The sequence below is a fragment of the Daejeonella sp. genome, assembly GCF_037719425.1.
Taxonomy (GTDB): Bacteria; Bacteroidota; Bacteroidia; order Sphingobacteriales; family Sphingobacteriaceae; genus Daejeonella.
The window spans coordinates 1-13,820 of sequence record NZ_JBBJNI010000118.1 but is presented as its reverse complement, the minus strand read 5'-3'; the positions used below and the strand labels follow the sequence as shown (position 1 = coordinate 13,820).

The following is a 13,820-nucleotide window of genomic DNA, read 5'->3' as shown; positions in this document are numbered from 1 at the left end:
AACGAGCACTAAACACAGCAGGATCATCGGTGACCTTAAAGCTGGCCGCTTAGTTAGAGCTTTTGCATCCATGACGATTATTTTTTATCTAATATAATGAAGATTTAGCACGCTGTTGTTGGTTGTTAGTTGTTAGTTGTTAGTTGTTAGGCTGGACGGAAATGTCGGTCCTACAAGAAGTTTCAAATACCGAATAATATCTAACCAACTATATAACTAACCAACAATAGTGAAACCTTTTCCTCCCCCCTCACGTAAGCATGCCTACAAACCGAAGAAAAATGACTTACCACTACAACATCACGCGGAATCGTTCCTTAAAAGGAGCACGCTTATGGACGGATAGGATCTTTCTGTCATTATTGCTTTTATCAACATTCGTAATTGCGTATTACAACTCGACGGAGCTCAATTTAATGATCGCAATATCGTGCATCGTTTTGTTTGCTGTCATTGCGCTCTTTATCACGAGACGGCACAAAGTAACCTTTGTCGAGATTGCTGACGGAACCCTAAGCTATTTTGATACCGCAAAGGGAGAAATGGTGTCTGTACCGGTTCAGGATATTACTCATATCAGCACGCGCTTTTGCGAGCTGAACGTACATACAGCGGAAAACACCCATTCTTTAAACCTGGATCTGATCAGAAGCGAGAAAGCGCGCTGGGAAGTCAAGGAAATGATCAGGGAAATGACCCGCCGGGCACCAGGTGGAGTTGTACGCTCTACGTGATACGTTGTACGTAATACGTTTTACGTCTGGGCGGTGATATAGCTGTAATAAATTTTCTGCTATCGAAATAGATTATTTCAACCTTTTTTATCCCTCGCACGGTCCGGGCGGTGTACCGGAAGAGTGAAATAAAATTCCGATCCTTTTTCAGAGCTCTCCAGTCCAATCTGTCCATGGTGGCGTTTTATGATTTCAGCGGAAATATACAAGCCGAGACCTAAACCGGAATAACGGTGTGATGTTTCAGATACCCGGAAAAACCGGTCGAAAATAAGTTTGTGCTGATCCTCTGGTATACCCATTCCAAAATCCTTTATCACAACCTTTACCTGATCGTCGGCCAGGGTGGAACACACAATTACTTTGTCCGCATTTGGAGAATATTTGATGCTGTTTGATAATAAATTATTGATCACCTGGTCCAGCCGATGCCGGTCTCCTTCTACCAGTACCGATGGATTTTTTTCAACATTGATGTGATGTGACTGCGCCGTTACCTGAACTTGCGTTACGACTTCCTGTAAAAGCTCTGAAATATCAAATACGGCGGAGTCATATTCCATCTTTCCGGCCTGGATCTTTGTAACGTCCAATAGCTCATTAACAAGGACGGTAATTTTGTCAACCTGTTTATTTGCTCTGTTAAACAGGTCTATAATTCCCTCGTCATTTACAGACGTAAGCTTCGTATTCAAAATCTGAAGGTAGGCTTTCATGGAAGCGATGGGTGTTTTCAATTCATGGCTCGCCACATTCATGAACTCATCCTTTTTCTCCATCAGGACTTCAATGTCGTTTTTATCTCTTTTTTGTCTAACAAGGAGTTCTTTCAGCTTCAAGCGCATTAAATCAATGGTGTTAGCTAATTTTTCGGCTTTGGCGGCTGATTTATCCGCCAATTCTACCCGTACTTCCGCGGTTTTAAATGCCTGTTCCTGGGTAAACAGCTGCACCAGTAAGGGGAATAAATCAAGCAGTGGAGCAACTTCCCGGGGTTTCGGCCTCCCCCCGAGCATTACCATAACGCTCCCTTCAGGGCCGGCAAAGCCGGTGGCAGGCTGTATGTTTTCTAAATCGGGATAAGGCAGCCTGTCCGAATAATACTTCTTGGTTAATGTGCTTTGCAGGAAGCTATTCCACACGTCTCCGTTGGGTATAGTTTGCGGAAAACCCGGGGCAGGCAGTAATACACCGATCTCGGGATCAATAATAAAAGGGATGAAATACGAGCATTTGAAAGAATTGGCGAGCTTGATTGCCGCGTCAAACCTCTTCTCGTACTTCGCTATATCTGCTAGAACCTTTAAATCCATTTATTCAGGAATCACACATACTACCGCGGTGCAATTTTGAAATCCGCTGAACTGGCCATTGATGCGCGCGACCTGGCCATAGGTATTACATCCCGCGAAATTTATACCGTTAAGCGTTTCCGATACTTTGTTTAATTCAAAGTCAAACTCTTTTCCCATACGCAGCCTTGTGGCCACGCAGTCAAAAAACAAGGCTACATTTGGTTTATGACTACCTAATTGCTGCATCGCGGCAGCTGTAGCCTCAATGGCGGCTTGTTTGGAGCAACTATTGTCGGTAGCCATAAAGTTTACATACGCACCGTTAGGGATATCACTTGCCATAGCTACCGATCCGTCAGGCAGTACGCCAAGCGGCACTCTTAATTTAAAATCGCCCGCTACTTCAATACCAAGAATGTTGTGTAAAAAGAACGGGATGGGCTGCTCAGGATCAAATTGTTGTCCCGTTGCAACCGCATGTGCAGCAAATACCTCTGCTGCGGGTTGTGCGTTCAAACTGACTAACCTCATTCCATCGGTTTCTGTCACACGCATTTTTTCGCCCACGGCTGCCCAGCCATGAGCAGCACCTACACCTATAGGTTTATTAGAAAGAATCTCCAATATCACAGCTGCATCCGTATAGGCGCCCGTGTCAAAAAATATATGGGTACTCTGAAAGTTCGCGTTATCTCCGGCGCCACCTCCAAAAAACTGGTATTTACCCAGAGTGCTTTCGGTGAGAAGCTCAATCAGTTCATCCGTATAACCGGATAGCGCATCAGCAAAAATCATCGCAGAATGGTATTGGTACTCATAGTCATCCGGTGATAAGACACTCGTTAACGCTTCAGAAGCAAGTCCTCTGTCGTTTTTCAGGCCCGTGGCGATCCCTGCTTTGAATTTTAAGTCCGGAGAAGAAATAGCCACAGCACACGCCGAGTCGATGGCAAAGTCAGTAGAAGTAAACTCGCCCGCGGAGGAGCTGCCTACCAGCAATTCAGTATTACAAGTGCTTTTTAAAGATTGTAAAAGCGATGTGTAGTCGTAAAAAGAAGAAGCAAAAACAATTACCACGTTTGGAGCTTGATCTCCTAACTTTTCGATGATCTTTTGACCGAGGTCTCTTCCGGCTTCTTCTCCATTTGTCAGATTGCTAAAAACAACTGCTGATTTCGTCATAAAGGTTAGTTCAGTATATTTTAACACTTGCATGGGTAATAAGTTTTAATAAATCGCATTTCGTTAGTTCCTTTTGATTGTCTTCAAGCCCTCTTAATTTTTCATGTCAATTGAAATAAAATCTTATTTGAAACCCTTCCTGTATACAAAATATCATTTATCTTGGATGCGCAAATCTGCCGTCTACACGGCAAGATTTCCTATCCATGGAATGAATAACGATCAGATCAAGAACAGGAAAACATCGAAGTATTGCAGCTGAACTTTGATGAATCCTTCGGAATGATCTCTACCGGCGAGATCAGCGATGCGAAAACTATTATGTTATTGCAGTATGCAAAGATCAATAATTTGCTTGGGGAATGATAAAGTTTTCCCGGCATGGAGGTTCCAGCCTGCCGACTCGCGTGTTGAGGTACATTTTAGAATGACCCTGAAGGGGTCACATGTTTATAGGATGATGTTAGCGAGAAATCCCGACCCCGAAGGTGGTCGCATGTGGTCGCCGATTTGGCAAAACATTATTTTTAAAATGCTATCAAATGAGCATTCGGGTGTATTTTTTAGTTAACGGTTGATTTCCACAGCCACCAGCTTCAAAATAACCGGTTGGCACTTGCGACCACCTTCGGGGTCGGGAAACAGACTGGATGATTTTCTATAAACATACGACCCCTTGGGGGTCGGCTAATCTAGTCCGCGATCCAATCGGAGAAGAGCCCTCTTTCCGATCCGCGTCTTGGTTCTTGGTTCTTGGTTCCCGGTTCTTTGATCTACGCTGATTTCCCTTCCCTCTTAATATGCCGGTGCACCTTGCTGGCGAGGTCATCTATATCAAAAGGCTTGGCTATAAAATCGTCTGCTAAATCCAGCTTATCGTCCCGGTCAAATAAATTGTGTGAAGCCGAGATCATGATCACTGGAATATGCCCGCTTTTTGGATCACTTTTCAATGCTCTGCAAACATCACGCCCATCCAGATCACCAAGCATAATATCCAGCAGAATAACATCGGGAGCAAAAGCTGAAATTGTATCCGCAATACCGCGGCCGCTGTCACAGCACTTCACCTCAAACCCCTCCATATCCAACACAATGCTTATGACGTTGAGAATGTCCTCATTATCGTCTACCACTAGTACCCTCTTCATTATGAGACCATCGACAACTTTTAATTAGTAAAAAAAATAAAAAGAGTAACCATCTTTAACAGCCCCTTTGTTTTTTATAAGTAGTTAGCTTATAGTTCAAAAATAATGCCATTTTGAGATAAGTTGTGACTGCCGGAACGGCTGGCTTAAACAAAAAACCCTCAGAAATAATCTGAAGGGCTCCGTTTACGCTGTAGAATAGGCTTTAACATTTCCTACGGCCAGGCAGTCGGGTACCACCACCTAGGTGTTGAAGGCTAAGATCAGCAGTTTATTTTTTCATTTTATTGGCTATTACTGTTTCAAATTCACCAATGGTTTTCATGGCCGAAGCATTCAACTGGGCTTTTGTAAGTGACTTCAACTCATCGGGATCCTTGTTAAGGTCATAAATCTCGCCGGTTTCATACAGTTTCCAGTCTTTGTTGTGCACATAGGCCTTACGCACGTATTTGCCCCAGTTGGGTTCATAGAAAGTAAATACCCACGGGCGGGCTTGGCTCATATTCCCGGTAAGCTGGGGGTAAAAACTAAGCCCATCTGTAAACGGGAGCTTTTTGGCTGAACTGCCGCCCAGGTCGAGCAGAGTAGGAAGAAAATCGGAGAAATCAACGAGGGAATTGTTGACCGTGCCCGCTTTGATCTTGCCTTTCCAGTTTACGATCATAGGTACGTGGGTGCCTCTTTCGATGGTCTGCCCTTTAGCACCGCGGTAATTGGTCCCTTTAAAACGCGACACGATCTGCGGGCTTGTACCATTATCCCCTATGAACATGATAATGGTTTCTTCGCGAATACCGGTTTCATCCAGCTTTTTGGTTATACGCCCTACCAGGTGATCAAGGAAGCGCACCATATCCTTGAAATATTTGGGATCGTCCAGCTTTGTAGTATCCCCGGTTTTAAAATCGGCAGAGAATGGTGTAGGCTGGAACGGATCATGGGTTAATGCCATAGGGTAGTATATAAAGAACGGTTCCTTCCTGGATTCTGAAATAAACTTTTCAATATAGCTGGTGAAATATTCATCACCGTAAGCACCCTTCATCACTTTTGATTTGCGCTCGTCGGTGTAGATCATCGGGTCTTTATACCTTGACCCAAGTTTATCAACCTGCCAAACGGCAAAACGGTCAAACCCCGCCTGGTGAGGATAGCTTCCGGTTGCGCCCTTAGCCAGCTCCACTTGCTTTTCGTTGCCCAGAAGCTGCCATTTGCCGGCGACTAGTGTTGTATAACCGAGGTCCTTCATGTAATGCCCAAACGTTTTTTCTTTCGGATCGAGCAAGCCGAAGCCTACGTAATTGCGATGGTTATATTTGCCGGTCATCAGCTCCACCCGCGATGGCGTACACAAGGGGGTAGAATAGCAGTTTTTAAATAGCATACCTTCTGCCGCCAGTTTGTCGACGTTGGGCGTGATCTTATCGTCATTGCCATAAGCACCAAAGGCTTCCATGCCAATGTCATCGGCCATAATCAGGATGATGTTCGGCTTTTTTTGTCCGAAGGCGGCCGTTCCTATTACAAGGAGAACTGCCAGCTTTACAATCATCAGGTTATATTTCATGGTGTTTTGTATTATCAATTTTCAACGGGGGGCATTACCATCCCAGGTTTTGTTTCAGGTTCGGGTCCAGCGTTATTTCACTTGCGGGATGTTAAATTTCGGTAAAAGCTTTACCATCGCCGGCAGATAGAAATTCAGGAGTTCCGCATCTGTTAATGAAGGTGTAGGCTCTAGGACTCGTATTAACGAATATAGCAAAAAAGAAGGCTAACCTTGCAATACTACAACAGATTGGATTTCAGACAAGTTAAAAGCCAATTGCGAGAACTCCACCACTAGCATAATAAAAACGAATGAAAAACTTCCTATTGAAAATCAGGCCTTCGTGAGGTAAAAAACAACGTATTACCAGTGGATCAGGCCATACCATTCGATTTTTTATTAAATTTTAATGACTTTAGAGCATTACTTTTTAACATCAACAATTGTCCATGCATTAGCAACCGGTCTTTGAGAACCATCTGAAGGTTTGTTTTTAACCCGCCATTCAGTATTTTCTTTAACTACCAAAGTGCTGGAACCTCCCCCATCTAAATTTATAGCATCCTTAACACCTAAGGCAAAAAATACGTCTGACAAATTACCAAAAGACATTCCGTTAGAATAAGTCGCCTGTCTGCCATCCACTAAAATAAAATAAACTACATTGTTTGAAGTAATACCAACAGCCATTCGGGGTTCTATAAATACATCTCTCTGGGGAACCTTTTGTGAATTTTTGATTAGCCAATGATAACCACCAACTACTTCTTTAATTTTTATCTCTAACCAGGTATTCAGAAGTAGTAAATCCTATGAAACTAAAAACAAGTGTATTCCCTTTCCTTGCTGAAAATGAGTACCTGCCCTCGGCATTAGTAACTGCAGATGTATTGCTATCCTTTAGACGAACCGAGACTCCTGGCAATACCTCTCCATCGTCTGCAGCAGTTATTTTCCCACTTATAATTACTTGTTGGGAATATGAGATGCTCCGCCAAACAGGATTTGAGTCTGTCTTTTACTTTTCAAAACTGTTCAAAAAAAAGAATGGCATATCTCCAAAGTTTTATAGATCAGCGGTTGAAGATTAATTCCTGAACTTTTTATAGCGGAGATCTGCTAAATCTTTCATATAGCAGTTAAGCGTGAACTGATCTGCTAATGGTACGTTTGAAAAAGGAATTGCAGGCATATATGGTTTGGGACCAAATTCTGTAGTTAATGGGAGGATTTCGGTTTTTGACACATAGTTCTGCTCAACTATTCTGTCCCACCAACTTAAGAAATTATCTAAAGCATATTTCCATTCAGGCGCCCTGGGATCAGAAACCTGAGGCCCTTGTTCAAATCCTATTCTTAAATGGATGTGCCTGCTCCTTTTAATAGCTTCGGTCAATATTGAAGTAAAGTTTTCCAACATGCTTTCTGTCACACAAACCCAATGAGAAAAATCGGCTGTGATAGAAAAACTTTTCCTTGCTTTAAATATCTCGTCAATCATTTGAGGGGAATATCCTACTCTGCCCCGATGTGTTTCGTGTACGACATTAACTCCTGTTTTATCTGAAAAATTCTGAGCAATATCAATCAATTGCAGGTTTTGATCCAAAGTGAAATAATCTCTTCCGGTATGTGAGTTAATTAAGATAGGATCAGCTTCGGCACAAATATTTAAATAGCTAAGAAATGATTTTTTAAATTCAGTAAAGTTTTTTCCATTCGCCTCGTGCTGATGAGCAACAATATACATCTCATGCTTCTGCAGGTAATCGAACAATAGCTTTTTTCCCTTTTTATCTTCAGGTATCCATGTATCAAAGCCATCGTAGCCTGCGTTTTTCACCTTATCTAAAAATACATCGTATTTAAGGTCTTCGAGACCCCAAAGCGGGCTTAATATTTTAATATTCATGGGATAGGCTTTAGAATGTTTTTCTTTTAAAATAATCGTAGGATAGCGAAAATCAAAAAGCCTGGGTCACATGTAAAACCGGGCTTTTCTATGAACAACATTTAAATATTACTTAACCATAAGATACAACGACCAAACCATTCGTCAAAAGCCGGCACTATGCTAAATCCATGTCCACCTTTGGCATAAATATGAAGATCAGCAACCACACTACTTTTTTGAAGTTCCTCATAATATTTTAAGCTGTTTACTACACTGACTATTTTATCATCTCCTGCATGAACTAAAAAAGTAGCAGGTGTTTGCTTATTTACATGCAGCTCATTTGAAAAGTAATCAACCGATTCTCTTGATGGAGATTTACTTAGTAAATTATCTCTTGATCCAATATGTCCGAAAAGTTCTCTGAAACTAATTACTGGATATATCAGAAGCATAAAATCAGGACGGAGATTGGTTTTGGATGGGTTGTTAATTAGCGCATCATTATAATGAGACCCTAAAGATGCAGCCAAATGACCTCCTGCCGAGAATCCCATAATCCCAATTTTATGAGGATCAATTTTCCATTTCTCCGCGCTATCTCTTACTACTTTAATAGCTTGCTGTGCATCTTGTAATGGAGCGATAGATTTATCACTGTTGCTTTTATCATCAGACAAACGATATTTTAGAACGAATGCGGCAATACCCTTTTTATTAAATGCTTCTGCGATGGCGTATCCTTCGCGCTTTATATTTAACTCAGCGTAACCTCCACCTGCACATATAATTACTGCTGTCTTTTTAGCAGAAGTTTTATTGCCAGGGTAAAGAGTAAGAGTTGGGTTAGAAACCCGGTTAAAAACACTTTTATCCTGGTTACTAGTATCGGCTTCGCCGGTAGTTATTTTTTGATTGGGAGTCGTTCCAGGATACAGCTTAATTACTTTTTGCGCAGCACAATAATGGGTAGTAAATGCAAATATAATACCCGGTATAATTGATTTAAAATAAAGTCCTCTCATTTTACTCTTTGATAAGGGAAGTGATTTTACGATGCCACTTTATATCCTCCCAGATTCCTTTAAACTGAGGATGAGTGAAATTGGAACTGCAGATATATTTATAATTTTCATGTTTTTTCGCCAGAACTACAGCAATATCCGCAGCCTCTTTTACCCAATTCCAATTTAATTCAGGATGATCTAACCAACCTACGGGCCCCCAGCCCTCTGTATTGCCACAAGTGATTTTGTTTTGTTTTGCCTTATTTGAAACTGCCGTTATTGCCTTATCCATCCAAATGGTCATTTCTGGTTTTTTTGCTTCCCAGAAATTCATTAGTTCCTGAAATTGAGGTCTGTTGTCTTTTGACTGATCAATGCCAGCCAAAGATCGCCAATGAGGAATATCCGCAGCAGCAGTAAACCATAAGTGAGAATCAAGAGTTCCAAATTCAGAAATATCTATACTATCTAATGGAGTAGTATAAGTTAAACTCATCTGATAAGGGTAATCTGGAAAACGCTTTTTTATTTTAGCTATCAGGTTATTGCCAAAATCGTGCATAAACTTCTGCTGTAAGCTATTATAACCCGCAACTTTACCCATATCTAAATTATCCGGAATAAATGCGGTAGGATTATTAAGTTTAAACTGATCTACGTCTCCCCTTTTATTCATCTCCATTTTAAACCAATCATATCCATGATATTTAGGATATTCATTTAAGAGATCGATGTATATAACGTTATCATCCAATAAATTGTGCTGTTTAAGAAAAGTAAGAGTCTCCGTCCAGCCCCTCAAGGCGCCGCCTTCCTCTGTAAAAATCCCCCTTGAGCCTGTATTATGATTAGTGAACCAGGAAGAAAGAGCTACCCTGAATCCATATTTTCTACATAAAGGAATAAACTCCAGCAAGGCCTCTCTGGGGCGAAAGCTCATGGTATAATCGTTGCCCCATTTAGCGGGAGCCCAACCGCTTTTAACACTCCTGAATTCTTCAGTAATTTTCCCATCAGAATCAGCCGCTACATATTGAGGAAAAACGTCTAAACGAATTGCGTTGTAACCCCTTTCGGCCAGTTCATTTAAAACTTTCTCCCAATTTTCGAATTCGCCATAACGATGGTGACGCAAAAGCCAGCTAAAGTCCCACATGGCAATTGCCAAAGGCTTTTTCAACTTATGAAGAGGTAATTTTAATTTCTTTCCAGGTATCGCAAACTCTGCAGCATCAGCATGTTGAAGATAAGGCATGGTTAATAAAGAACCTGTTCCAAGCGTTACATTCTTTAAAAAGTTTCTTCTCTCCATCGCCCTGAACTATTGTTTTGAAATCACAACTTCAACAGGTTTAATCAAAACCTTATCACCGTAAGTAAACTTACCTTCTGCATCACTTTTTATATTAAGAGTTTTTTTACCACTTCTGCTAATATTATAAGATGTATTAGGAGTTAAATTATAAATTATATAGTTTACTCTTTCCATTTCATTATCTGTCGAAGACTGATTCAAAACCATCTTATTATTGCTCCACTCTTTCACTTCTAAAATTAGAGATTTACCGCTTTTTGTTTCTGCGATTAAAGACGACTTTGCTTCATTTCCATTAAAGTAAAAGAGCTTATTATCCTTACTAAAGAAACCAAAATCTTTTTTGGAAACTATTTGATGCTTACCATTGGACACCGAATACTTACTCAGCTCTAAACCTATGTCTAGTTTCTGATCTCTATAGTTATATTTTATTATCGTTCCGGCTAAATCTTTAGTGATATGAGGATTTAAGTAAAATCTATTGAATAAAGGATTTATACCATATATAGTCTGATAAAGCCCTACCACCGAGAGACTGTTTCCTGAAAGAATGTCATCTCCTAAACCGTCCTGTTTAACCCGCCCATAGCGCTGATATGCTAAGCCATCTTTACTGTGCCTCTCCATCACGTTACGCACATATTTTAAGGCCAGTTCTGGTTTGTAATCAGCGTAGGCTTTGACAGCAACAGCCCCCCATGATAAGAACAGATCTCCATTTTCATAATGAGGGAAAGGGAATTGCTCTTCTTTTCCTTCACCAGGGGCATAGGATGACATGTTTAAAGGCCAGAAGAAAAGCTTTTCCTGCTGCATCTGCTTTTCTATATTGTCCAGGATGGTTTTAGTTTTCTTTTCATCATCACAAATACCATAAGCAATAGCCATAAAATTTACAGGTGTTACCATGTTTCTGCCGTGTACACTTTTGTCTTTATCGAGCCAGTGAACGTAACATTGCTTTTCTTCATCCCAAAAACCACCTTCAGTTGCAGGCTTATTAAAACTCCTTTTTAGTTTTGCGGCAAAATCTTCATACTGTTTTGCTTTCTGATCATTACCCAGTTCATGTTCAATCACTGCCCACTTAGTCAAAGCAAAATATAATTTAGCATTTACAAAAGCATTTTCATAAGCTGCCCAAATGATGTCAATCCAATCACTGCCTCTTTTATCCTTATAACTGTCAGTCATCATTTCAACCAGGCCATCCCCGTCACTATCTTTCTTTATTATATAATCCAGGGCTTTCTCGGAAGATAGCTGATGTGTTTTAACCCATTTAATATCTCCTGTCTGATCAAATAACTCTGCAACATTGGTGACTAAATCTGGATTAGAATCCATCAGATAGCCCCATTGTGCTTCATAAAATCCCTTGTCAGTGACTTCACCAGGCATGATATCCACGTTATTATAAGCCCAGCGTGCCCAAACCCTTCCATCTGGTTTAATGGCGTTATCCCGATAAAAATCTAAGCAATCCTGATAACCCTGAAGGTAACTATTATCATTAATTGCCAATCCCAACTGGGCAATGTATTGTTCATGTAAGCATATAGGGCCGTAAGGAGTATGCCAGCTGTTTCCTCCAAAATGCTTTGCATCTATAACTCCAATTCTTGCAATAGTATTTAATACAGAGCTTACCTGCTGACCGTTCATTCCAACAAACTTTCCTCTCCCATATTCTTGGTCAAAATCAAAATATGAAAGGGTGATCCTTTGAGTTGTTTTCTCTGATGACACCCTGAACGCAGACCAAACGTTGGTGTTCTGACGGATAAATCTTTTCCTGTTTGTACCCGCATCGTAACGAGGAATCATCTCCTGATCGGAAACTGTAACACTATAAGCCAGTTGATCATTATTAGCTCTGGAATACTTCATCGCTACCTGTTTTCCTGGAGCATCTACAATTACACTTAAGCCATTCCCTGTTTTACTGTTCCAAAATTTTGACGAGTTAGTATGAACTCCATAAGTAGCTAGTTTTTCATTAAAAAGGTAAAACCAGGCCAGACCACCATAGCCCTGATAAGCGCCTTCCCAGGTATTTATGCTGGAGAAATTAAAAGAAGGGATGCTGGCTTCTTCTATTGTGGCAGGATTCGAAAAGCTCCTCTCTACATTAAATTTTACATCATTTTCTGAGGTTATAAATTCCCAGGTTTCATTAATGATTAAATCTTTATCCCCATAACTGATGCCTTTTATTTTTATAGTATTCTTATCAACGCTTACGATAGGTTCTGTGCTTAGATTTAAGGTGTTATAAATCCCGGAAGTTGTTTTTATCTCTGAATAGATACCTGCTTTCCCTTCAATTACCTTTTGTCCGTTTACTTCAAGTAAAGATATATTTGCTTTCCTGTTGTAATCTAACGTTAGCTTTAATTTTTGATTTCCAAAGCTGATAGTTTTACTATTTGAGTCATTCAAAGTTCTGATCGACTGAGCCATTACTAAGCTGCCCAAAGAAAGGCTGTACAAAAAGATTAGGAGAGAAATTTTTCCTGCTTTTCTTAAACGATTACTCCATGGTGTGTTGTTCATTCTAAATTTATTGAGTTTTACCTGCCATAGAAGATCTTTAAACCATCATTTATTACTGTATATCAAAGGATTCTGTTTTTCATCACTCAATAGATCGCCTATCTTTAGTTCTTTTATCTGATCGTCGCTAAGTATATTTTGAGTACCATTAAAGGAGTTACCATCTGGCATGTAAGCACAAGTCATTGCTCTCCTTACCCCGGGAGTCATATTGGCATTTGCACCGTGTACTGTTAAACCATTGTGGAAGGAACAACTACCCGCTTTCATAGGCGCCGCTACAGATTTATTAGTAGCTAACTCTTTATAAGTAGTAAATATTGCACCCATATTTTTTCCAATTCCCGGGTTTTCAAAAGTAGTTGTATGATTACTTCCTGGTAAAAAAAACAGGCAGCCATTTTCGTAAGTCGCATCATCCAATGCAACCCAGATAGATAATGCTCTTCGATCGGTAAAAGACCAGTAAGGGGTATCTAAATGCCAGGATGTTGGGTTTGCCCATGGCTTTTTGATCAATGCCTGATCATGCCAAATCCTTATCCCATCAGCACCCGATAGCTGAGCTGCCATTTTACCCAACCTTTCATCTAACATAACTTTCCTCATCTTTTCATTATCCTGCCAAAGGTTGATAAGCTGGTCAAATACATTGTCATAATAACTTTTGTCTGCATCATCACCTTTACCATAAACTTCCTTTCGATCCGGCATTTTATATCCCTTACGTTTCTCGATAGCTTCGTTTAAAGCTTCCCTCCAAAACTCTAGCTCTGTTGCTGACAGAAAATCTTCAATAACTACATAACCATCATTTTGAAATTTTTCAATCTGATCTACTGAAAGTTCATTTTTCATGTATTATAATTTGTGGCTTGATTTTATAAATAGTTGATACACCCTAAAAATTTAAATTGGAATATAATTATCAAATATAACCAGCGGGGTAGTATTGGAATTATAATTATCAGGTTATTTTTTGTCCTTTTTGATATTTTATAAAATACCGTAATCAAATAGTGAGGGGCTGTGTATGTCTGGGTTCATGGCTTTTTAGCAAGCGGTGAACGGGGAATAATGAGGTTCCAGCTTTCGCTCAATGTCATTAAGTTAAGGGTATTCATAATGTAC

12 protein-coding genes are annotated in these 13,820 nt (G+C 40.3%); 2 read left to right on the top strand and 10 right to left on the bottom strand.

Going from position 1 to position 13,820, the window contains the following annotated elements; translation table 11 throughout:
- The first annotated feature begins 281 nt into the window (after positions 1-281).
- A complete protein-coding gene (locus tag WKF69_RS14405) occupies positions 282-734 on the top strand; it encodes a hypothetical protein (protein WP_340382771.1) in 453 nt (150 codons plus the stop codon).
- A 77-nt stretch (positions 735-811) separates the two neighbouring features.
- Here WKF69_RS14405 and WKF69_RS14400 read toward each other — a convergent pair whose 3' ends face one another.
- From WKF69_RS14400 to WKF69_RS14380, 5 genes are all read right to left on the bottom strand, one after another.
- Positions 812-2,047, bottom strand: a complete 1,236-nt coding sequence (locus tag WKF69_RS14400) for a HAMP domain-containing sensor histidine kinase (RefSeq protein ID WP_340382770.1) — start codon at positions 2,045-2,047, stop codon at positions 812-814.
- The gene (locus WKF69_RS14395) at positions 2,048-3,244 is read right to left on the bottom strand and encodes an FIST N-terminal domain-containing protein (RefSeq protein ID WP_340382769.1); all 1,197 of its coding nucleotides are present in this window, start codon (positions 3,242-3,244) and stop codon (positions 2,048-2,050) included.
- 740 nt (positions 3,245-3,984) lie between these two features.
- Positions 3,985-4,362 carry a response regulator gene (locus WKF69_RS14390; protein WP_340382768.1) on the bottom strand — a complete coding sequence of 126 codons (378 nt, stop codon included), beginning with the start codon at positions 4,360-4,362 and terminating at the stop codon, positions 3,985-3,987.
- A gap of 271 nt (positions 4,363-4,633) precedes the next feature.
- A complete protein-coding gene (locus WKF69_RS14385; RefSeq protein WP_340382767.1) occupies positions 4,634-5,932 on the bottom strand; it encodes a sulfatase-like hydrolase/transferase in 1,299 nt (432 codons plus the stop codon).
- Between the two features lie 405 nt (positions 5,933-6,337).
- Entirely contained in the window at positions 6,338-6,688 is a 351-nt protein-coding gene (locus WKF69_RS14380) for a phosphodiester glycosidase family protein (RefSeq protein ID WP_340382772.1), read from the bottom strand.
- A gap of 38 nt (positions 6,689-6,726) precedes the next feature.
- Between WKF69_RS14380 and WKF69_RS14375 the strand changes: the two genes are divergently transcribed.
- The gene (locus WKF69_RS14375) at positions 6,727-7,005 is read left to right on the top strand and encodes a hypothetical protein (RefSeq protein ID WP_340382766.1); all 279 of its coding nucleotides are present in this window, start codon (positions 6,727-6,729) and stop codon (positions 7,003-7,005) included.
- On the opposite strand, the gene WKF69_RS14370 is transcribed toward WKF69_RS14375, so the two are convergent.
- The 5 genes from WKF69_RS14370 to WKF69_RS14350 form a co-directional block, all read right to left on the bottom strand.
- Positions 7,002-7,826, bottom strand: a complete 825-nt coding sequence (locus tag WKF69_RS14370; protein ID WP_340382765.1) for a TIM barrel protein — start codon at positions 7,824-7,826, stop codon at positions 7,002-7,004. The genes WKF69_RS14375 and WKF69_RS14370 overlap by 4 nt on opposite strands.
- Before the next feature lie 101 nt (positions 7,827-7,927).
- On the bottom strand, positions 7,928-8,833 hold the full coding sequence (locus tag WKF69_RS14365) for an alpha/beta hydrolase (protein ID WP_340382764.1): 906 nt from the start codon (positions 8,831-8,833) through the stop codon (positions 7,928-7,930).
- 1 nt (position 8,834) lies between these two features.
- Positions 8,835-10,127, bottom strand: coding sequence for a cellulase-like family protein (locus WKF69_RS14360; RefSeq protein ID WP_340382763.1), 1,293 nt, complete (start codon positions 10,125-10,127; stop codon positions 8,835-8,837).
- A 9-nt stretch (positions 10,128-10,136) separates the two neighbouring features.
- Positions 10,137-12,689, bottom strand: a complete 2,553-nt coding sequence (locus WKF69_RS14355; RefSeq protein ID WP_340382762.1) for a hypothetical protein — start codon at positions 12,687-12,689, stop codon at positions 10,137-10,139.
- A gap of 45 nt (positions 12,690-12,734) precedes the next feature.
- Positions 12,735-13,547 carry a phytanoyl-CoA dioxygenase family protein gene (locus WKF69_RS14350; RefSeq protein ID WP_340382761.1) on the bottom strand — a complete coding sequence of 271 codons (813 nt, stop codon included), beginning with the start codon at positions 13,545-13,547 and terminating at the stop codon, positions 12,735-12,737.
- Positions 13,548-13,820 lie beyond the last annotated feature (273 nt).